Source organism: Vibrio sp. R15-SG3-ISO1A (genome assembly GCF_059833955.1).
Map to the genome: position 1 here is coordinate 61,159 of NZ_JCBDGH010000085.1, position 22,262 is coordinate 83,420.

At 50.4% G+C, this 22,262-nt stretch carries 17 protein-coding genes and 1 rRNA gene; 12 read left to right on the forward strand and 6 right to left on the reverse strand.

What is annotated here, in order from left to right; genetic code table 11:
* Positions 1-37: 37 nt before the first annotated feature.
* Entirely contained in the window at positions 38-1,393 is a 1,356-nt protein-coding gene (gene gorA / locus AC6R0L_RS14960; RefSeq protein ID WP_334555463.1) for a glutathione-disulfide reductase, read from the reverse strand.
* A gap of 94 nt (positions 1,394-1,487) precedes the next feature.
* A complete protein-coding gene (locus AC6R0L_RS14965; protein ID WP_500629609.1) occupies positions 1,488-2,327 on the reverse strand; it encodes a 23S rRNA (adenine(2030)-N(6))-methyltransferase RlmJ in 840 nt (279 codons plus the stop codon).
* A gap of 284 nt (positions 2,328-2,611) precedes the next feature.
* Here AC6R0L_RS14965 and prlC point away from each other — a divergent pair, with 284 nt between their 5' ends.
* The gene (prlC, locus tag AC6R0L_RS14970) at positions 2,612-4,654 is read left to right on the forward strand and encodes an oligopeptidase A (RefSeq protein ID WP_500629610.1); all 2,043 of its coding nucleotides are present in this window, start codon (positions 2,612-2,614) and stop codon (positions 4,652-4,654) included.
* Between the two features lie 154 nt (positions 4,655-4,808).
* The gene (uvrD, locus tag AC6R0L_RS14975) at positions 4,809-6,980 is read left to right on the forward strand and encodes a DNA helicase II (protein WP_500625325.1); all 2,172 of its coding nucleotides are present in this window, start codon (positions 4,809-4,811) and stop codon (positions 6,978-6,980) included.
* Between the two features lie 827 nt (positions 6,981-7,807).
* On the opposite strand, the gene AC6R0L_RS14980 is transcribed toward uvrD, so the two are convergent.
* Entirely contained in the window at positions 7,808-8,479 is a 672-nt protein-coding gene (locus AC6R0L_RS14980; protein ID WP_500625324.1) for a LysE family translocator, read from the reverse strand.
* Positions 8,480-8,489: 10 nt separating this feature from the next.
* A complete protein-coding gene (gene rarD, locus AC6R0L_RS14985) occupies positions 8,490-9,419 on the reverse strand; it encodes an EamA family transporter RarD (RefSeq protein WP_500625323.1) in 930 nt (309 codons plus the stop codon).
* Positions 9,420-9,571: 152 nt separating this feature from the next.
* Here rarD and recQ point away from each other — a divergent pair, with 152 nt between their 5' ends.
* The 3 genes from recQ (at position 9,572) to AC6R0L_RS15000 (ending at position 12,639) form a co-directional block, all read left to right on the forward strand.
* Positions 9,572-11,407, forward strand: a complete 1,836-nt coding sequence (gene recQ, locus AC6R0L_RS14990; RefSeq protein ID WP_500629611.1) for an ATP-dependent DNA helicase RecQ — start codon at positions 9,572-9,574, stop codon at positions 11,405-11,407.
* Positions 11,400-11,714 carry a DUF3630 family protein gene (locus AC6R0L_RS14995; RefSeq protein ID WP_500629612.1) on the forward strand — a complete coding sequence of 105 codons (315 nt, stop codon included), beginning with the start codon at positions 11,400-11,402 and terminating at the stop codon, positions 11,712-11,714. The genes recQ and AC6R0L_RS14995 overlap by 8 nt, the downstream gene beginning before the upstream one ends.
* Before the next feature lie 256 nt (positions 11,715-11,970).
* A complete protein-coding gene (locus AC6R0L_RS15000) occupies positions 11,971-12,639 on the forward strand; it encodes a 7-cyano-7-deazaguanine/7-aminomethyl-7-deazaguanine transporter (protein ID WP_500629613.1) in 669 nt (222 codons plus the stop codon).
* Positions 12,640-12,769: 130 nt separating this feature from the next.
* On the opposite strand, the gene gppA is transcribed toward AC6R0L_RS15000, so the two are convergent.
* Both gppA and rhlB read right to left on the reverse strand, forming a co-directional pair.
* On the reverse strand, positions 12,770-14,275 hold the full coding sequence (gene gppA, locus AC6R0L_RS15005) for a guanosine-5'-triphosphate,3'-diphosphate diphosphatase (RefSeq protein ID WP_500629614.1): 1,506 nt from the start codon (positions 14,273-14,275) through the stop codon (positions 12,770-12,772).
* A 7-nt stretch (positions 14,276-14,282) separates the two neighbouring features.
* Positions 14,283-15,584, reverse strand: coding sequence for an ATP-dependent RNA helicase RhlB (gene rhlB / locus AC6R0L_RS15010; protein ID WP_334555473.1), 1,302 nt, complete (start codon positions 15,582-15,584; stop codon positions 14,283-14,285).
* A 112-nt stretch (positions 15,585-15,696) separates the two neighbouring features.
* Here rhlB and trxA point away from each other — a divergent pair, with 112 nt between their 5' ends.
* From trxA to AC6R0L_RS15045, 7 genes are all read left to right on the forward strand, one after another.
* Positions 15,697-16,023, forward strand: a complete 327-nt coding sequence (trxA, locus tag AC6R0L_RS15015; protein ID WP_053440774.1) for a thioredoxin TrxA — start codon at positions 15,697-15,699, stop codon at positions 16,021-16,023.
* 199 nt (positions 16,024-16,222) lie between these two features.
* Positions 16,223-17,482 carry a transcription termination factor Rho gene (rho, locus tag AC6R0L_RS15020; protein WP_334555481.1) on the forward strand — a complete coding sequence of 420 codons (1,260 nt, stop codon included), beginning with the start codon at positions 16,223-16,225 and terminating at the stop codon, positions 17,480-17,482.
* Positions 17,483-17,587: 105 nt separating this feature from the next.
* Complete coding sequence (locus AC6R0L_RS15025; protein WP_500629615.1) at positions 17,588-18,580, forward strand: hypothetical protein; 993 nt, start codon at positions 17,588-17,590, stop codon at positions 18,578-18,580.
* A 78-nt stretch (positions 18,581-18,658) separates the two neighbouring features.
* Positions 18,659-20,512, forward strand: coding sequence for a 4-hydroxy-3-polyprenylbenzoate decarboxylase (ubiD, locus tag AC6R0L_RS15030; RefSeq protein WP_500629616.1), 1,854 nt, complete (start codon positions 18,659-18,661; stop codon positions 20,510-20,512).
* On the forward strand, positions 20,509-20,778 hold the full coding sequence (locus tag AC6R0L_RS15035; RefSeq protein ID WP_500629617.1) for a 2Fe-2S iron-sulfur cluster-binding protein: 270 nt from the start codon (positions 20,509-20,511) through the stop codon (positions 20,776-20,778). The genes ubiD and AC6R0L_RS15035 overlap by 4 nt, the downstream gene beginning before the upstream one ends.
* Before the next feature lie 14 nt (positions 20,779-20,792).
* Positions 20,793-21,506, forward strand: a complete 714-nt coding sequence (gene fre, locus AC6R0L_RS15040) for an NAD(P)H-flavin reductase (RefSeq protein ID WP_334555477.1) — start codon at positions 20,793-20,795, stop codon at positions 21,504-21,506.
* 494 nt (positions 21,507-22,000) lie between these two features.
* A 16S ribosomal RNA gene (locus AC6R0L_RS15045) occupies positions 22,001-22,262 on the forward strand; the annotation flags it as partial.

Here is a 22,262-nt window from a genome sequence, read left to right on the forward strand (position 1 = left end):
AGGACGCGATGCGTCCTTTTTATTAAATATCAGTAGCTTATCTCATTGTGACAAATTCTTCGCTACCCGTTGGGTGAATCGCAACCACAGAGTCGAAGTCAGCTTTGGTGGCGCCCATCTTCATTGCTACGCCGAAGCCTTGAATCATTTCGTCCACGGTAAAGCCAATGCCGTGTAGACCGACTACGGTTTCTTCTTCTCCCGCACACACGAGTTTCATTTTGCATGGCTGACGGTGCTGAGTCACTGCGGTGTACATGGCGGTAAAGCCAGAAGTGTACACTTTTACATTCTCTTTGCCGTACTTCTCTTCGGCTTCTTGGGTGGTTAAACCAATGGTGCCGATCGGTGGGTGACTAAACACCACGGTCGGGACAAGGTTGTAATCCATCTTGGCGTTTGTTTTACCGTTGAATAGACGCTCAGAGAGTTGGCGACCAGCCTTAACTGCCACTGGTGTTAGCTCGATGCCCCCTTCCATAATGTCACCGACACAGTAGATACCCGGCACGTTGGTCGCTTGGAACTCATCCACTTTGATGTAGCCACGCTCATTGGTTTCAACACCGGTTGAGGCGAGATTGATCGCGTCCGTGGCAGGATGACGGCCGATAGCCCAGATCAACTGGTCAACGTTGTGTGTATGACCGTTTTCAAGGTGAAGTGTCAGGCTGCCATCGGCTTCTTTCACCACCTCTTTTGGAATGGAGTGAGTGTGCAGTGCTGGCCCTTCTGCTTCCATCACTTCTACCAAGGTCTCGATGATCATTGGGTCAAAGCTGCGTAGCGGCGACTCTTTACGAACAAACAGGTGAGTTTCCGTGCCGAGAGCGTTAAGCACACCCGCAATCTCGACGGCAATGTAGCCAGCGCCAATCACCGCAACGCGTTTTGGCTGCTCAGCAAGCTCGAAGAAGCCGTTTGAGTCGATGCCGTACTCTGCACCTGGGATATTAGGAATGGTTGGACGACCACCAACGGCAATCAGGATATGATCAGCGGTGTAGTGCTCACCGTTCACTTCGACGGTTTTCTCATCAACGAATTTCGCAAAGCCCTTGATGACGTTAACTTTGTTGTTGCCCAATACGCGGTCGTAAGATTGGTGGATGCGGCCAATATACGCTTGGCGGCTTTCGACCAGCTTGCTCCAATCGAAGCCTTTGACATCGATGTCAAATCCGTAGTCTTCGGCATAAAGGTTCATCGCATCTGCGATTTGCGCGCCGTGCCACATCACTTTCTTAGGTACACAACCAACATTGACACAGGTACCGCCTAGGTCTTGAGCTTCAATTAGGGCTACTTTTGCACCGTACATGGCCGCGCGGTTCGCTGATGCGATGCCGCCAGAACCACCACCGATACAGATATAGTCAAAATGAGTCGCCATTACTTTCTCCAAATTTTTTAGCTGATTATTATGTATATGAGGATGAACTGGTTGAACTCAATCCATCGCAGCGAAATGTCTGACTTTGCCAAGGCTACTCAGGAACAATCCAATCGACTTTCCAGTGGCCTGTGACGGGGGCAATAGCCTCCTTGAGGAAAGGCAAAATGTCGTTCATGTCGCTTTCCAATGTCCAAGGGGGATTGATGACAATCATCCCAGAGGCCGTCATGCCGCGCTCATTGGTATCTGGAGAGACGCCAAGCTCGATTTGCAAGATTTTACGAATCCCGAGTCCTTCTAGACCTTCAATCATATCTTCAATGTCGCAGCGGTTGACCACAGGATACCAAATCGCATAAATCCCGGTAGCCCAGCGCTTATAACTTTGTGCTATAGCCTGAACCACATCGCGATATTCTTTGGCTAGCTCATAGGGTGGGTCGATAAGCACTAGGCCGCGGCGCTCTTGCGGCGGCAAGCTGGCTTTGAGACGCTGGAAACCATCCTCTTTAAAAATGCTGACTTGGCGATCACGATGAAACTCTTGTTGCAGCAATGGGTAGTCACTAGGGTGAAGTTCGGTCAATAGCATGCGATCTTGTGGGCGCAGGTGGGCGCGGGCAACGCGTGGTGAGCCAGGGTAGTAGCGCAGTCCTTCACCGTTGTTTAAGCTCGTGATGGCATCAAGATAGCTCTGAATCGCCGCAGGTCTCTCACTTTGTGCCCATACCCGTGCGATGCCTTGCTTGTACTCACCCGTCTTTTCTGACCATTCGTGGGTCAAATCGTAACGACCAACACCGGAGTGCGTGTCGTGATACACAAACGGTTTGTCTTTGTTCTTGAGCGAGTTAAGGATCAGGCTTTGCACAATGTGTTTAACCACATCGGCATGGTTACCTGCGTGAAAACTGTGACGATAGCTTAGCAAAACGGTTCTCTCTAAATGGCCCTAGGCCATAGTTATTTCCCAAAAAGCGATGTGGGAGAGTATAACCGCACCGACGCCGGGCTGCTTGTCTTTCTCTGTGCCTTTGTTGGCTAGGTAAACAAAAAGTCGTGACTTGCCGATTGGTGCTTATCCCACGCGAATATCGTAAGAATTGGCAACAACTTAGCGGTCGATGACTATTGAAAAAGTCCTCTCGGGGCACTATCTATTCTATAAGACCCGACGAACATCTCAGCTCGTCTGCCAACAAAAAAGGAATGCTTATGTCTAACCCATTGCTGACGTTTACCGATCTGCCGCCTTTTGCTCACATCCAACCAGAACATGTGAAACCAGCAGTTGAAGACGCGATTGCTGCGTGCCGCGCTAAAATCGACCAAGTGCTGGCCGGCAACGACGCACCGACTTGGGAGAGCGTGATTGCGCCCATTGAAGAGGTGGATGACCGTTTAAGCCGCATTTGGTCGCCAGTGAGTCACATGAACTCTGTGGTCAACAGTGATGAGTTGCGTGAGGCGTACGAAAGCTGCTTGCCGCTGTTGTCGGAATACGGCACTTGGGTAGGTCAACACAAAGGGCTGTTTGATGCCTACAAAGCGATCAAAGCCAGCCCAGCGTTTGCGACTCTAACGCAAGCACAAAAGAAAACCATCACCGATGGCCTGCGTGATTTCGAATTGTCTGGTATTGGTTTGCCGGCTGATCAGCAGCATCGTTATGGTGAGATCAGCAAGCGTATGTCAGAGTTGGGCTCAAAGTTCTCGAACAACGTCTTAGATGCGACCATGGGTTGGAGCAAGCACGTCACCGATGATGCTGAGTTGGCAGGCATGCCAGAGTCAGCGCTGGCCGCCGCGAAAGCCGCTGCGCAAGCGAAAGAGTTGGACGGTTATCTGCTCACCCTCGACATTCCTTCCTACCTGCCAGTGATGACCTACTGTGACAACCAAGCGCTACGCCAAGAGATGTATGAAGCCTACGTGACGCGCGCGTCTGATCGCGGCCCGAAAGCGGGAGAGTGGGACAACAGCGAGATCATCAGTGAGCTGCTCAAACTGCGCTATGAAGTGGCGCGTATGCTGGGTTTCAATAACTACAGTGAAAAGTCGCTTGCAACGAAAATGGCGCAGAGCCCTGAGCAAGTACTTGGCTTCCTCAATGACTTAGCCGCGAAAGCGAAACCACAAGGTGAGCGTGAAGTGGAAGAGTTGCGCCAGTTTGCTCAGCAAGAATTTGGCGTTGAAGAGCTCAACTTATGGGACATCGCTTACTACAGCGAAAAACAGAAACAGCACCTGTTCCAAATCTCAGATGAAGAGCTGCGTCCGTACTTCCCTGAATCCAAAGCGGTCAGTGGTCTGTTTGAAGTGCTCAAGCGTGTCTTTGGTATGCGTGTTGAGGAGCGCCAAGGCGTGGAAACTTGGCATGAGTCGGTGCGCTTCTTTGATATTTTCGATGCCAATGACACCTTACGTGGCAGCTTCTATCTCGATTTGTACGCCCGTGAACACAAACGCGGCGGTGCGTGGATGGATGAGTGCCGTGTGCGCCGCATCAACGCTAACGGTGAGCTGCAAACCCCAGTGGCCTACTTGACCTGTAACTTCAATCGTCCGGTGGGCGATAAGCCAGCGCTGTTTACCCATGATGAAGTGGTGACCTTGTTCCATGAGTTTGGTCACGGTATCCATCATATGTTGACTCAAGTGGACACCGGTTCGGTGTCGGGCATCAACGGTGTGCCTTGGGATGCGGTGGAACTGCCGAGTCAATTCCTGGAAAACTGGTGCTGGGAAGAGGAGGCACTGGCCTTCATTTCTGGTCACTACGAAACCGGCGAACCTTTACCCAAAGCCATGCTCGACAAAATGCTGGCCGCGAAAAACTTCCAGTCCGCGATGTTCATTCTTCGCCAGCTAGAGTTTGGTCTGTTTGACTTCACTTTGCACACTGAATTCGACCCAGAGGTTGGTCCACGTGTTCTTGAAACCCTGGCACAGGTCAAAGCGAAAGTCGCGGTACTACCAAGCTTAGAGTGGAACCGCTTCTCACACAGCTTTAGTCATATCTTCGCAGGTGGATACAGCGCGGGATACTACAGCTACTTGTGGGCCGAAGTGCTGTCATCCGATGCGTTCTCGAAGTTTGAAGAAGAGGGGATCTTTAACCCGCAAACGGGTCAGAGCTTCTTGAATCACATCTTAGAGATGGGCGGCAGTGAAGAGCCGATGGAGCTGTTTAAGCGCTTCAGAGGCCGTGAGCCAGAGATTGATGCCTTGTTGCGTCACGCAGGGATTGCCGCATAACACGGTCGCATCACAACGCTGCATTATACGGGAAACAGGAGGCCAAGCGCCTCCTGTTTTTCATCGTGCTTTTTCTAGTTTTTCTTCTGAAATGGCAAGGCTGTTTAGGTTATAATCATTTTTCATGTATAGATAACCAGTAGCCGAGTCCCCCATGGATCCTTCTTTACTTCTCGACGGTCTCAACGACAAACAGCGCGAGGCTGTTGCCGCTCCTTTAGAAAACCTGCTTGTGCTGGCTGGCGCCGGAAGTGGTAAAACCCGCGTGCTGGTCCACCGAATTGCGTGGTTGATGTCTGTGGAGCAAGCGTCGCCGTTTTCGATCATGTCGGTGACCTTCACCAACAAAGCCGCGGCGGAGATGCGTGGCCGAATTGAAGAGTTGATGATGGGCAGCGCCTCGGGAATGTGGAACGGCACGTTTCATGGGATTTGCCACCGCATTTTGCGCGCACACTACCTAGATGCCAAACTGCCCGAAGATTTTCAAATCATCGACAGTGATGATCAGCAGCGCCTATTGCGCCGATTAATCAAAGCGCAAAATCTGGATGAAAAACAGTGGCCACCGCGTCAGGTGGCTTGGTGGATCAACGGTAAAAAAGATGAAGGCCTGAGACCGGCGCACATCGATGCTTACCACGATCCCATTACCCAAACCTATCTGCAAATTTATCGAGCTTACCAAGAGTCGTGCGATCGCGCCGGCTTGGTCGATTTTGCTGAAATTTTGCTGCGTGCCCATGAGCTATTGCGTGATAAGAAGCACATCCGCGAGCATTACCAAGCGCGCTTTAAGCATATTCTGGTCGATGAGTTTCAAGACACCAACAACATTCAATACGCTTGGCTGCGAATGATGGCTGGCCCAGATTCGCACGTGATGATCGTCGGCGATGACGATCAGTCCATCTACGGTTGGCGCGGGGCGAAAATCGAGAACATTGAAAAGTTCACCCAAGAGTTTCCAAGCGTCAATACCATTCGTCTTGAGCAGAACTACCGCTCAACCAAAACCATTTTGCAGGCGTCCAACGCGCTGATCGCCAACAACACTGAGCGTATGGGCAAAGAGCTGTGGACGGAGGGCAGTGAAGGCGAACCTATTTCTGTCTACTCGGCGTACAACGAGCTTGATGAAGCGCGTTTTGCGGTCAACAAAATTAAAGAGTGGCAAGAGAACGGCGGGGCGCTGGTGGATGCCGCGATGCTTTACCGCAACAACGCCCAGTCACGTGTTCTGGAAGAAGCCTTGATTCAAGCTGGGCTCGCATATCGCATCTACGGCGGCATGCGCTTCTTCGAGCGCCAAGAAATCAAAGATGCCTTGAGTTACTTACGATTAATGGCCAACCGCAATGATGATGCGGCGTTTGAGCGAGTGGTGAACACGCCTACCCGTGGCCTTGGTGATAAAACCCTGGAAACCATCCGTTTTGCTGCCCGCGATCAAGGCTGCACCATGTGGGAAGCGAGCGTGCGTTTACTGGAAGATAAAGTCCTTGCTGGCCGCGCTGCTGGTGCCTTAAGCCGCTTTGTGGAGTTGGTGAATGCGCTGGAAGATGACACCCTAGAGATGCCGTTACATGAGCAAACCGACCATGTGATCAAATACTCCGGTTTGTACGCCATGTACGAACAGGAGAAAGGTGAGAAGTCCAAGGCACGCATAGAGAACTTGGAGGAGCTGGTCACTGCAACTCGTCAATTTGAAAAGCCAGAAGAAGCGGATGAGATGACGCTGTTAACGGCATTTTTGACCCACGCTGCACTCGAAGCGGGCGAAGGGCAAGCGGATGAGTTTGACGATGCGGTGCAATTAATGACGCTGCACAGCGCCAAAGGGTTGGAGTTTCCGCTGGTGTTTATGGTCGGTGTCGAAGAGGGGATGTTCCCAAGCCAGATGTCTGCAGAGGAAGCAGGGCGACTCGAAGAAGAGCGTCGTCTGTGTTACGTCGGCATGACTCGTGCGATGCAAAAACTCTACATTACTTACGCCGAAATGCGCCGGTTATACGGTCAAGACAAGTACCACAAACCGTCGCGCTTTATTCGTGAGTTACCCGAAAATTGTTTGGACGAAGTGCGAATGAAAGCGCAGGTCAGTCGCCCGACCAGCAGTGGTCGCTTTAGCCAAACGGCGGTCAAAGAGAACTTCAATGAAACCGGCTTTAGCCTTGGCTCGCGAGTGATGCACCCTAAATTTGGTGAGGGGACCATCATCAATTTTGAAGGCAGTGGCCCGCAAAGTCGCGTTCAGGTTGCCTTTAATGGTGAAGGGATCAAGTGGCTCGTTACCGCGTACGCGAAACTCGAAAAGCTCTAATCTGCCCCATCGACCCTAAGTTCCTAGACATACTCCCCGAGTACCCCTCTAGGAACTAGGCACGAGAACCTAATCACTTTCTTCACACAAAGAAAAACCCCGAGGGCTTGCGCCCATCGGGGTTATAGTCTTACTCGCAGCAATCCGGCTACTAAAAGTGCTCCATGCATCAAATCCTTGATAGTATGCTGACGTCCTTCAGCGTAGTCCTTTCATCGCCATCCTAGCGGTGTCCTTGACCCTATCCTGGTCTACTAACGTTCCTCGTTAGTTCACTTCGCTTGTTCCCTGAGCGGTGTCCCTTTCATCATCCTGATGATCGTTCCATGCCTCGTCCAGAGGTGTCCATTTCCCATCCTTAGTAGTAACCATCCTAGCTACTATTGCGTCCGTTCAATGTCCAATTTGCTTTCCGTGCCGATTACTCATCCTAAGCAACCGTATCTTCATCCTGAAGACCACCGAATCCGTGGTGATTTCCTGTTCCGTGTCAGCATCCTTCCGACAGAGTTCATATTAAGACTTTGGCGAAGTTCAGCAACGTCAGAAAAACGATAAGAGGCAAAAAAAATTGACGAAATTTCACACATAACAAGTTAAAACAATGAGTTATGATTTTTAATTGATAATTTTCTTAGACAAAAAGAGAGTTTGACTCACTCGCTTGTGAGAGATCTCGCACAAGATGCCTGGACGATCGCCGATCATTGACGAGAAACCGATTGTGATCGAGCGCAAATTTTTGCCCTAAGATGCGTTAGAAGTGAATAAATAAACAAAAAATGGCCGTTATGGCCATTTTTTATGAGTGGTTATTCTGAGCAGAGCTAAAAGAGCATGGCGATGGCGTTAGTTGATTGCCATAAAATGCCAAGGCCGATGCCGCTGAACATCAGACCGCATAATGCGTCGATGTAGAGGCTCAATGATTTCAGTTTGCGCTGCATACGCTGCGTTGACAGCATCCAGGCCAAGAAAGAGAACCAAGCGAGCGATAGGCCCCATAAAATCAACAGTGCAGCGCTTTTGCCGCCTAGCGACATACTGGCGGGCACCAGGCTGGACATCAAACTGACAAAAAAGACCAACGCTTTGGGGTTGAGAATATTGGTCGCAAAGCCTTTAGAAAAGGCGTGACGCTTGTTGACCAAGAGTGCTTGTTCAGAGGAGGCATCATCTTGCGCTGCGGTCTGCGAGGATTGAATGCGCGCCCATGTCCCCTTTAGCGCGCCTACGCCGAGGTATAAGAGGTAGCTACCGCCGGCAAGTTGCACGAGCGAAAACAGGGTTGGCTGCTGATGCACCAAATAGCTCACCCCAGTCAGGCTGAGCAGCGAGTGCAAGAGAATGCCGAAAGAGAGGCCCAGCGCGATAAAAAATCCGGTCTGGCGCCCGTAACGGGTGGCATTTTGCACCACAAGCGCAAAGTCGGGGCCCGGGCTCATTAAGGCAATGAAATGAACCGTCGCTAGAGTGGCAAGTAAAGTGATCTCATTCATGTCGGTAACGTTAGGCTTGTTTCGTGTTTAACAGTTTGGCGGCGCGGCGGCTTTGGCGGTTGGTTTTTAAACCGTCGAAGCTAAATACGACCAGTGCACCCCAAATAAAGGCAAAGGTGATGGCTTTGTCTGGCGTAAAGGCTTCACCATAGACAAGCACGGCGAGCATAAACATCAGGCTTGGGCCTATGTATTGGAAAAAACCCAGCGTTGAGAGCTTTAATCGTGTCGCGGCGCCCGTAAAGCAGAGCAGCGGTAGGGTAGTGATGACACCCGCAGCAACAAGGAGCAGATTGAGATCTAAGGGATTCTGGCTCAGGTTCGAGGTGGCGGAGTCGGCAATCCCGATAAGATAGATCGCAGCGGCAGGCAGCATCACCAAGGTCTCGATAAACAATCCCGTTTGCGCATCTAAGCTGACTTTTTTACGCAGCAAGCCATAAAACCCAAAGCTCATCGCCAGCGCGATGGCGACAATAGGTACCGAGCCAAACGCAACCAACTGGACCAATACACCACAGGCGGCAAGTACGACAGCAAACCACTGCAATTTTCGCAGGCGCTCACCGAGAAACAGCATGCCGAGCACCACATTAATTAACGGGTTGATGTAGTAGCCAAGACTGGCATCCAGCATATGATTGGCGTTCACCGCCCAGATGAAAATCAACCAGTTGGCCCCAACCAAGGTCGCCGTGGTGACGAGGTAGGTCATTTTCTTTTTGGATGTCAGCACGTCGCGTACGGTCTTCCAACCTCGGCTGAGATGAATCAGTAGCGCTAACAGGAAAAAAGACCAGACAACACGGTGACTTAAAATCTCAAGCGCAGAGACCTCGCTAATGGTCTTAAAGTAAATTGGCGCGATTCCCCACATGGTGTAGGCACCAATCGCAAGGAGGACACCTTGCCGCGCGCGTTGCTGTTCGTCGGTTGTCATTGGATGATTCTCAACACAGAATTATGAAATCAAACGAGTAGTATACGAATAGGATTGAGAATCACCTAGCACTTTGCAGTTTTATTCACCGCTATTCCCAACTACAATAAGCGCTCGATTTTTCCACCCCACTTATCCCAACAGAGAGCGTAATGACAGCCACACTGATCGCGCAGCAACCTGATTCTATCGAAACCGCTCAGAGCGTCTTGGAAAAGGTGTTTGGTTACCACGAATTTCGAGAAGGTCAACGTGACGCGATTGATACCGCGCTAGACGGTCAAGACAGCTTAGTCATTATGCCAACAGGCGGCGGTAAGTCACTGTGCTATCAAGTGCCGGCGCTGCTCAAAGAGGGGCTGACCTTAGTCATATCGCCTTTGATTTCCTTGATGAAAGACCAAGTGGATCAGTTGAAAGCCAATGGCGTCGCCGCTGAGTGTATTAACTCGACGATGGCGAGAGAGGCGCTTACCTCTGTCTACAATCGCATGCACTCTGGGGCGCTTAAGCTGGTCTATGTCTCGCCGGAACGTGTGTTGATGCGTGATTTTGTCGAGCGGTTAGAGAACTTGCCGCTGGCGATGATTGCCGTGGATGAAGCGCACTGTATTTCCCAGTGGGGACACGACTTTCGCCCGGAATACGCCGCGCTAGGTCAGTTGAAGCAATGGTTTCCACAGGTTCCTGTGATGGCGTTAACGGCAACCGCTGATGAAGCGACGCGCAGCGATATTACTCACCGTTTACAACTGAACGAGCCACACATCTATTTGGGCAGTTTTGATCGACCGAATATTCGCTACACGCTAGTGGAAAAGCACAAGCCGGTCTCACAAATCGTGCGCTTTTTGGATGAGCAACGCGGTCAATGCGGCATCATCTATTGTGGTAGCCGTAAAAAGGTCGAGATGGTGACCGAAAAACTGTGCAATAACGGGCTGCGTGCCGCCAGTTATCACGCAGGGTTAGACGCCGACGAGCGCGCCTATGTACAAGAGGCCTTTCAGCGCGATGATATTCAAATAGTCGTCGCCACGGTCGCGTTTGGCATGGGGATCAATAAGCCTAATGTGCGCTTTGTGGTCCACTTTGATATTCCGCGCAATATTGAGTCCTACTATCAAGAAACTGGCCGTGCAGGTCGAGACGGCTTACCAGCAGAGGCCATGATGCTCTATGACCCCGCTGACATCGGCTGGCTGCGTCGCATGCTCGATGAAAAAGAAGAGGGGCCGCAAAAGCAAGTCGAAGCGCACAAACTGAACGCCATGAGTGCGTTTGCACAGGCGCAAACCTGTCGCCGCCAAGTACTGCTTAACTATTTTGGTGAGTATCGACAAGAGCCTTGCGGCAACTGCGATATCTGCCTCGATCCGCCAAAACATTTCGATGCCACTGAACAAGCGCAAAAGGCGCTCTCTTGTGTTTACCGGGTCAATCAAAGCTTTGGTATTGGTTATGTGGTGGAAGTGCTGCGCGGCATGCAAAACATTCGTATTCGAGAAAACGGCCATGACCAACTCTCGACGTATGGACTTGGGCGCGAGAATAGTCACGACTACTGGGTGAGTATTTTCCGCCAGTTGATCCATAAAGGACTGTTAAGCCAAAACATCACACGCAACTCGACGCTGCAATTAACCGAAGAAGCGCGCCCACTACTCAAAGGTGAGCGCACATTGGAACTGGCCGTCCCTCGGTTAGATACCGCGGCGCGTGCTGCACGTTCGGATAAGCTGGCGAATAAACACTACGATAAGAAGCTGTTTGCTAAGCTGCGTAAACTAAGAAAGTCGATTGCTGATGAAGATGGCTTGCCACCTTACGTTGTTTTCAGTGATGCGACCTTGATGGATATGGCGGAGATCTTGCCAACCTCTTACGGCGAGATGCTGGCAGTGAATGGCGTTGGTCAGCGCAAGCTGGAGAAATATGCCGATCCTTTCCTTGATTTGATTCAGGAGCATTTGACGCACCATGGCTAATGAGCACAGCGAGTTTGGCTTGATTGACTATCAAGCGGATCAGGGGCGATTGATTTTGCGTACGCCTCGATTTGATTTTGACACCTTTCCAGAATTGGCCGAGCGTTTGGTTGGCCTACTGTCGGCCAAGGTAATAGAGAAACAGTGGGATGCAGACATCCACACTTGGTTGATTGATTTTGAAGGCTGCCAGTTGGTGCTCAGAGCGGAGCACTACAGTGAAAGTGTCTGGCTAGAATCCTTGATGGTCGAGCAATCTCAGCCGGAGTGTGATTTTTTAGCTGCGCTGTTTGAACGTGGTTTTTAACCGCCAGTTTTTTAACTTCCTGCCTACTAACGAATAGTCATGTGCGCTGAAGTGGCTGATGCGTCGCCGAAATCGGTACGTGAACGATTGCCTTTGGTTGGGCGCTTGCGGCGCGGGTTGGTTAATGTATAATCGCCGGCCGTGATAATGGCAGGGTGCCATTATTGAGTATAGACATTGTTGGTCTGAGCCACTTCATGATGAAGAGGTTCAATTTGGGTTCCCTCACCCCCAAACCAAACTAAAAAGGTATCGCATGAATCACTTTACTCCTGCGCAGCAGCGCAAAGCCCTTTTTCTGTTAGTTCTGTTCCATTTAGTTATCATTGCATCGAGCAATTATCTCGTGCAGTTGCCCTTTACGGTTATGGGTTTTCATACCACTTGGGGCGCGTTCACCTTTCCTTTTATTTTTCTCGCCACGGATCTCACCGTCCGTGTCTTTGGCGCGGCATTGGCACGTAGAATCATCTTCTTGGTGATGCTGCCGGCCTTAGCGGTTTCTTATGCGTTGTCTGTCCTCTTTTTCGAGGGGCAGTTTCAAGGCATCGCTCAGCTTGGCGAGTTCAATCTGTTTGTTGCACGTATCGCAGTCGCCAGCTTCATGGCCTACCTACTTGGACAAATCCTCGATGTACACGTGTTCAATCGTCTACGCCAGTTGAAGCAGTGGTGGGTGGCGCCGACTTGCTCGACCTTGTTTGGCAACGCACTTGATACCATCGCCTTTTTTGCGATTGCGTTTTACCAAAGCCCAGATCCGTTTATGGCTGAGCATTGGACGGAAATCGCGCTGGTGGACTACGGCTTTAAACTGGTTATCAGTCTTGGCTTGTTCGTGCCTATGTATGGGGTGCTACTGAACTACTTGGTTAAGAAGCTGACCGCCGTGAACCCAGACTTTAAAGTGGTGGGTGCTAACTAGCATTTGGCATGGTATCGATGGTTCTGATGAGAGACATCGATCTGCGGATAAAAGAAAACCCGAGGCGAGAACGTCTCGGGTTTTTTGATCTCTGCGTTACTTTGATCTCTGTGCTGCTGTGCGACGTGATTTAGACGGCCGCCACTGCGCGGGTGGTGATCACTAAAGGCCAGCCAATATCACTCTGGCGGTTCGCTTCAATTTCAAGCTCCGCACTGGTGAGAGGGTTTTGCTCTAACCAGAGTGGGTCCAAGGTCAGCGTCAGCTTATCACCGTCAGTGGTTAACACCACATCTGGCGCAAGTTGTGGATTACGGCGATGGGTTAACAGCACGGCCAGTCTAAGTAGACGTAGCACACGCTTGGCACTGGTGCCAGAGAGCGCGTGCTGCTCAGGCAGTGAGGTGAGCTGTTCACGATAGCGACGAGTGAGCTCACCCAACAGATGCTTCTGCGCACGGGTAAAGCCTGGCAAATCGAGATGCTGAAGGAGATACGCTCCGTGCTCCCCGCCTTTTTTAAAGTCGATCGTCAGGCCAATTTCATGCAGCTTAGCGGCGGTATCGAGTAGCACCACCCCTTGGTCTTCCGCAATCCAGCCTTGCTCGCATTGAGTGAGTAAGGTATTGGCTTGCTGCGCAACTTGTTCACCGTAGGCGACATCCAATTGGTATCGCGTTTGGACACTGGCAATGGTGCGCGCACGTATGTCGTCTTGCTTAAGTTCATCGACCATTTCGTACACCAAGCCTTCGCGCAGTGCGCCGCCGGCCAGTGTCATTGCCTCGATCTCTAACAACTCGAAAATCGCAATGAGAATCGACAAGCCGCTCGGAAATACCAGCGCACGTTCGAAAGTGAGCCCTTCGATATCCAGCTCTTCGAGGTGGTCAGCGCGCATGGCTTGCTTTTGTAAGCGCTTGAGCTTCGGGTGGGTGATCACCTCATCCATCCCTTGCGCTAACATGATCTCTTGCAAAGCTTGCACCGTGCCTGACGCGCCGACACACACATCCCAACCCAGCGCGCGGTATTGCTCCAAGATGGGATGCAGCGTCTGCTTGGCCGCCGAAATGGCGTTGTCAAAGTTACTGGCTGTCAACTGTCTATCTTTAAAGTGCTTCTCAAGCCAGGTCACGCAGCCCATTTTTAAACTGGTGAGCGCTTTGGCTTCAAACCCTTCACCGATAATCAGTTCAGTGCTGGCGCCACCAATATCGACCACCAAACGACGTCCGCTACCACCGGAGGTGTGCGCAACGCCTTTATAAATAGTGGCCGCTTCTTCCTCACCACTGATGACCTCGATCGTGTGACCTAAGATTTCATTGGCTTTGGCAAGAAATTGCTCGGCGTTGGTGGCCGTTCTTAAGGTCGCGGTGCCGACGATGCGGATATTATCCGGTTCAATGTCTTGCAATCGCTCTGCAAACAAGCGCAAGCAGTCCCATCCGCGCTGCATGGCGTCTAGGCTCAGAGCATTGTTTTCGTCTAGGCCAGCGGCAAGGCGCACTTTGCGCTTGATTTTAGCCATGGTTTGAACGCTGCCATCGATATGACGCACAACGAGCATGTGAAAACTGTTCGACCCGAGGTCGATGGCAGCGTAGAGCGGAGAGGAGGCGGCTTGACTCATAGACGACTTAAGAATCCTTTTGCTGACGTGAACGAGAGCGGTTGTTGTTACGGCGGTTATTGTTTCGAGAGCCACCGGTGTTTGTGCGACGTTGCTGAGGTTTGTTGCTGCGCATGCGAATCGGTGCTGGCAGGTCTTGAATCAAAGCGCTCGCGTCGTAATCCGATTGTGGGATCGTGTGCTCAATGTACTCTTCAATAGCAGGCAAATTGATCGCGTAATCTTCACAAGCGAAGCTAATAGAGTGACCGCTTGCGCCCGCACGACCAGTACGACCGATACGGTGGACATAATCTTCACAATCATCAGGCAAATCGTAGTTAAAGACGTGCGTGACTTGCGGAATGTGTAAACCGCGCGCCGCGACATCGGTAGCAACCAGAATATCAACGTCACCTTTGGTGAATTGCTCAAGAATCTTCTCGCGCTTCTTCTGCGGAACATCGCCAGTAAGTAGGCCGACACGATGACCGTCAGCGGCCAGATGTCCCCATACGGATTCACACTTGTGCTTGGTGTTGGCAAACACGATAGCACGGTCTGGCCACTCTTCTTCAATCAGAGTTTGCAGCAGCGCCATTTTATGTTCGTTCGAAGGGTAGAACAGTTCTTCTTTTATACGGTGACCGGTTTTTTGTTCCGGCTCGACCACGACATGCTCTGGGTTGTGCATGTGTTCAAAAGCGAGTTCTTGCACGCGGTATGACAGCGTGGCAGAAAACAGCATGTTCAAACGCTCTTTTGGCTCTGGCATGCGGCGGAAGAGGAAACGAATGTCTTTAATAAAGCCAAGATCGAACATGCGATCTGCTTCATCTAATACCACAGCTTGGATATTGTTGAGGTTAAACACACGCTGCTTATAGAAGTCGATGATACGACCTGTGGTGCCGATCAGTACGTCCACACCTTGCTCAAGTTTCGCAAGTTGTTTGTCGTAGCTTTCGCCACCGTAGGCAAGGGCGGTTTTGATCCCTGTGCTTTCGACCAATGGCGCCGCATCATTATAGATCTGGATCGCCAGCTCACGAGTCGGCGCCATAATGATGGCACGCGGCTGTGTCGGTTTGCGGCCGTCATGCTCAGGCGTGGTTAACAAATGGTTAAAAGTAGCAGTCAAGAAAGCCAGGGTTTTACCTGTCCCTGTTTGAGCTTGTCCTGCGATGTCTTGGCCGGTGAGCAGTACCGGCAACGCCAAGGCTTGGATAGGGGTACAAAACTCGAACCCTTTTTTCTCCAATCCTTCAGTAACTTGGGGGTGTAAACCCAAATCGGCGAACTTTTGCTCTGTGATATGCGTCTTTTTCATTGCTATAGAATATCAGCTTAAGCTTGCAATACGAAAGTAAATACATTCCAATAGGGCATCTAAATACTGGTTATCATCCAACCAGTTCAGAAAAAACACATTGGAGTGGAAGATGAGTGATAAAATTTTGCAGCTAACTGATGATGGTTTTGATGCTGATGTAATCAATGCTGCAGGCCCGGTTCTTGTGGATTTTTGGGCAGAATGGTGCGGGCCATGTAAAATGATCGCGCCGATTCTGGACGAAATCGCAGACGAGTACGAAGGCAAACTCACTATCGGTAAACTGAACATCGACCAGAACGCAGGCACACCGCCTAAGTTTGGTATCCGTGGTATTCCAACGTTACTTCTGTTCAAAGATGGTAACGTCGCAGCGACCAAAGTGGGCGCGCTGTCTAAGACTCAACTGAAAGAGTTTTTGGACGCCAACCTATAAGTCCACCGAGCTAAGACCGTGCATTTTAACCGATGCACGGTTTTGTTTTTGAAGGCCAACAAAATCTAGACTAGTCTAGTATTTAGTGCTAATTTATCGCACGTTAATTAAACAAGTTCTCTTCTTTGGTCGATCCTCTGACCAAATTCATCTAACTAAATAACAGATCCTTATTTTGACTAAACAAGTATCCACCACCATGAATCTAACTGAACTGAAGAACAGACCTGTGTCTGATCTTGTCAAACTTGGCGAAAGCTTGGGCCTTGAAAACCTAGCTCGCCTAAGAAAACAAGACATCATCTTCGCTATCTTGAAAGCGCATGCTAAAAGCGGTGAAGATATTTTCGGCGACGGGGTTCTGGAAATACTGCAAGACGGTTTCGGTTTCCTGCGCAGCGCAGACAGCTCTTACCTCGCAGGTCCGGACGACATCTACGTGTCACCGAGTCAGATTCGTCGTTTCAACTTACGCACGGGTGACTCAATTGCAGGTAAAATTCGTCCGCCAAAAGATGGGGAGCGATACTTTGCATTGTTGAAAGTCAATACGGTTAATGATGATAAGCCAGACAACGCGCGTAACAAGATTCTATTTGAAAACTTGACGCCACTGCACGCCAATGAGCGTATGGTGATGGAGCGTGGTAACGGTTCGACGGAAGATATTACGGCACGTGTTTTGGATCTCGCGTCACCGATTGGTAAAGGTCAACGTGGTCTGATTGTTGCTCCGCCAAAAGCGGGTAAAACCATGCTGCTGCAAAACATCGCTCAGAGCATCACCTACAACCACCCTGAGTGTGTGCTGATGGTCCTTCTTATCGACGAACGTCCAGAGGAAGTGACAGAGATGCAACGCCTAGTCAAAGGTGAAGTGGTTGCATCGACGTTTGATGAGCCAGCGTCTCGTCACGTACAAGTAGCAGAAATGGTGATCGAGAAAGCGAAACGTCTGGTTGAACACAAGAAGGACGTGGTGATCCTACTTGATTCGATTACGCGTCTCGCGCGCGCCTACAACACCGTTGTGCCCTCATCGGGTAAGGTTCTAACGGGTGGTGTCGATGCAAACGCACTACACCGTCCCAAGCGTTTCTTCGGTGCGGCACGTAACGTCGAAGAAGGTGGCAGCTTAACGATTCTAGCGACAGCACTGGTCGATACCGGTTCTAAGATGGATGAAGTCATCTACGAAGAATTTAAAGGTACAGGTAACATGGAAATTCACCTGAACCGTAAGATTGCCGAGAAGCGCGTCTTCCCTGCTATCGATTTCAACCGCTCTGGTACTCGTCGTGAAGAGCTACTGACGAAAAACGAAGAGCTGCAAAAAATGTGGATCCTACGCAAAATCGTACACCCAATGGGTGAAACCGATGCGATGGAATTCCTCATTGATAAATTGGCCATGACCAAGACCAATGATGAATTCTTCGATGCCATGCGCAGACAGTAATGAGCAAGTTTGAATGAATGAACGCCACCCAACCCGGGTGGCGTTTTTATTTGCATTCTCCGCTATTCCTATCCACAATAAGTGAAATGTTACAAGGAGGTTAACATGCAACAAGGAATGTTGTCGTCACTTCTCCTCTCGGCATCTCTACTGGTGGCTCACCCCGTCTCGGCAACACCCATGGAGCCGGAAAGAGCGCAAGCGTTGCTCGCCGATGAGCACATTGAACTGAAAGTGGCTGAGCTGCTGCAATACGCCATCGAAGACAATATCGACACACTCAAATTTGCGTTAGATCGTTTGTCACTCCCGCAGCAGGAAGTGGCGCGTTATCTATTATTGAAAAAGTTTGAAGATCAAGAGTTAGCGCTCACGTCGAAAATGGCTTTGTTTGTTGAGCAGCAAAAACGTCGCGTACCCACTTATCAAGTCTTGGAGGTCGGCGATGGTTATGAGTTTTCAACCCCCGCGTTTAATTATCCTGCGATTGCGAGTCGTCTGCTAAAACAGTGGAAGCAGGGCCAATCGGCATTGGAATTTGTGCTAGCGGCAGAGCGCCAGGAGCTGAATCTGAAACAGTGGTTATCGGGCAGCGATTATCAGGTGCAAATGAGAGAGTCCTTGTTTATCCGCGAGCTAGATACCCTGTCTCAGCAAGCGGTTTTGGCATTGGCGGCGCAGCTCACAGAGCAAACGGTCACCAGTTGGCTTCCTTCATCGGCAGTCATGGTGCGCTTGGCGCAAGTGAGTGAAGACCCAGGTGTTTACAAACTGATCTGGTTAACCAAAGCGGACTTTAATAGTCAGCAAGAGTTGGCGAGGCTCGCTGATGTGGGCGACGAGTTTGCTATGCAGCAAATCATGCGTGCATCTACGAACCCTGCCTTGAAAGCATCGGCGATTGAGGCGTTAACGCGCATTAAACCGATGTCACCAGAGGTGAAGGAATTTCTTATCGCCAAAATGGCCATTCGTGAAGAGGCGTCAATGGTGGCAAGCGCGCTCGCCAATCAAGGTTATCGAAGCTGGCTTGAAGAGTTAGCCAAGAACAACCAAACCGTACGCAGTCATGCCATTTTGAGTGTGTTAACCCAATAAGACCCTGCACAAAAAGGGGGATCGGACGGGCGAGGTTTTTGATATACTGATGCGATATTAATCAGCCAGCAAAAGCCCATGAGTTTTAAGGATTTAAGAGACTTTATCGACTTCCTCGAGCAAAAGGGGAAGCTTAAGCGCATTACTCACCCGGTTGACCCCGCTTATGAAATGACAGAGATCAGTGACCGAACACTGCGTGCGGGTGGTCCTGCTCTGTTGTTTGAAAACCCCATCGGTTACTCCATGCCTGTCCTTACCAACCTGTTTGGTACGCCAGAACGTGTCGCGATTGGCATGGGGCGTCAGGAAGTCAAAGAGTTGCGGGAAGTGGGTAAACTGCTTGCCTACCTGAAAGAACCCGAGCCCCCTAGAGGGTTTAAAGACGCGCTCGAAAAATTACCTGTCTTTCGGCAAGTCCTGAACATGCCAGCGAAACGCTTGCGCCGCGCACCGTGTCAGGAGATCGTTTGGCAAGGTGAGCAGGTCGATCTCGATAAAGTCCCCGTGATGAGTTGTTGGCAAGAAGACGTGGCGCCGCTGCTCACCTGGGGATTGACGGTTACGCGTGGCACCAAGCAAAAACGACAAAACCTCGGGATTTATCGTCAGCAAAAAATTGCCAAAAACAAGGTGATCATGCGCTGGCTCGCGCATCGTGGTGGCGCACTTGACCTACGTGATTGGATGGAGACGCATCCAGGTAAACCGTTCCCAGTCTCTGTCGCCTTTGGTGCGGACCCTGCCACCATACTTGGCGCCGTTACGCCGGTACCAGATACCTTGTCTGAGTATGCTTTTGCCGGTCTATTGCGGGGCAGCAAAACCGAAGTGGTGAAATCGGTGAGTAACGATCTCGATGTTCCTGCGAGTGCAGAGATCGTATTGGAAGGATACATTGACCCAAATGAGTTTGCCGATGAAGGTCCATACGGTGATCACACCGGGTATTACAACGAAAAAGAGCAGCATCATGTGTTCACCGTGACGCACATTACAATGCGTCAAAATCCCATTTATCACAGTACCTACACTGGCCGCCCGCCCGATGAGCCCGCAGTGCTTGGGGTGGCATTGAATGAAGTGTTTGTGCCGATTTTGCAAAAGCAGTTCCCGGAGATTGAAGATTTTTACCTACCGCCGGAGGGGTGTTCGTATCGCATGGCGGTGGTGACGATGAAGAAACAGTACCCGGGCCACGCGAAGCGCGTCATGATGGGTGTGTGGTCTTTCTTGCGCCAGTTCATGTATACCAAGTTTGTCATCGTGTGCGATGAATCTGTCGATGCCCGCGATTGGGGCAGTGTCGTCGCGGCGATGAGCCAGCATGTCGATCCGCTGCGTGATAGTTTATTCATTGAAGATACCCCGATCGATTCCCTTGATTTTGCATCGCCAGTCGTGGGTCTAGGTTCCAAGATGGGTCTCGATGCGACAGTGAAGTGGGATGCAGAACGTGTGGGTCGAGCTGAGTTGCCCGTCAGCGCTAGGCTATCACAGGATGCCATCCGTCAATTTATTGCTCAGAATGACAACGTCCGAACGATACACATTCCAGAAACCGCTCACGGTGATGGCGTGGTCATTGTGACGATGAATAAGCAGCAGGCTGGAGAATCAGCGTTACTCGGACACCACACCCATCAGTGGTTAGCGCAGCACACGCGACCTAAGTTCATTATTCTTTGTGATGATGATGTCGATGCTCAAGACTGGAACGACGTTATCTGGGCGGTCACAACACGTATGGATCCATCGCGCGACAGCCTACGTATTGCAGCGACAGATAATCAATCGTCATGCTTAGTGCTTGATGCCACCAATAAAATCGAAGGGCTTGAAGTGACGCGCGAGTGGGGCACGCCTATCAAGAAAGATCCGGACTTAGTGGCAAAAATCGATGCTATTTGGCCCGAGTTAGGTATCCTATGACGTATCAAGTCATCTTGCACCCAGGGGCAATCGCGTTTGACGTGCAAGAGGGAGAAACGGTGCTGGAAGGGGCGCTCAACAATCAATTACCTTTCCCACACCGTTGTCAGGTCGGTGCATGCGCAGCCTGTTTGTGCCGGATAATAAATGGAACAGTGAAGTATCAATTAGAACCTATGCTGACAGAGAAAGAGCAGCAAGAAGGGTGGATATTCGCTTGTCAGGCTCTCGCAACGAGCCATTTAGAACTTACTCTAGAGGAGTGAGTTAGAGGAATACCATGACAATCCAATGTAAAGTAAAGTCTATTCAGCCGTTAGCTGCGAATACATTTCAAATTTTGCTTCATCCACAACAGCCGGTTGCGTTCAAAGCTGGCCAATACCTTACTGTGGTGATGGGTGAGAAAGATAATCGCCCTTTTTCTATTGCCAGTAGCCCGTGCCGCCATGAAGGGGAACTTGAACTTCATATCGGCGCAGCGGAACACAACGCTTACGCCCTTGAAGTGGTGGAAATGATGCAACACGCGCTGCAAACCCAAAGCGACATCACCATAGATGCACCACACGGCGATGCTTGGCTACAACAAAATAGCGAGCGACCACTATTATTGATTGCTGGAGGAACCGGCTTCAGTTATGTACGCTCCATTCTCGATCATTGCTTGTCCCAATCTTTAGAGAATGACATCTATCTTTATTGGGGAGCGCGAGATCAAAGTCAGCTGTATGCTCAACAAGAGTTAGCAGCCATTGCAGAGCAACATCGCCATGTACACTTTATTCCGGTGGTGGAAGCGCCAGAAGGCGAATGGCATGGAAAGGTAGGTAACGTCCTTCAAGCGGTGGAAGATGATTTCGACTCACTCGCCGAGTTTGATATCTATATCGCAGGGCGCTTTGAAATGGCCGGCGCCGCGCGTGAGCGCTTCACACAACACAGAGATGCGAAGAGTGATCGTATGTTTGCGGATGCGTATGCTTTTATCTAATCGATAAATTTCCCTATCAAAGTGTGGTTGAAAAGAGAGCAAAATGCTCTCTTTTTTGCCCTTTCGGCCACAATTTCAGCGAACAGTCTGTTTTTTTAAATTATTTTCAAATAGGGCTTGCGCTATAGAATCAACTCCCTATAATGCGCATCCACTGACACGGCAGACGGCATAAGGCTTCAGCAGTGTTAAAGAGGTAAAAGCTTCTTAAGAAAATAAATTTGAAAAGTGTTTGACTCTTCAAATTAACTCGTTAGAATGCACCTCCGCTTCGAGATAAAGCTGAAAGCAAAGCTCTTTAACAATATAAACCTATCAATCTGTGTGGGCACTCGTTGATGATAATCCAATTAGATACCTTCGGTATCAAATTAGGTTTCAATGAACTGAGTGACCATTGAGTCTTCGGACTCAGCACAGTCAATTCAAGTTTTCTAGGAACTAGCTTCTAGTCACTAGGAACTTATCAGTATTCATTGAGCCAACAAAATCTTAAATTGAAGAGTTTGATCATGGCTCAGATTGAACGCTGGCGGCAGGCCTAACACATGCAAGTCGAGCGGAAACGAGTTATCTGAACCTTAGGGGAACGATAACGGCGTCGAGCGGCGGACGGGTGAGTAATGCCTGGGAAATTGCCCTGATGTGGGGGATAACCATTGGAAACGATGGCTAATACCGCATAATAGCTTCGGCTCAAAGAGGGGGACCTTCGGGCCTCTCGCGTCAGGAGGTGCTGGAGGGTTCTGTCATCCT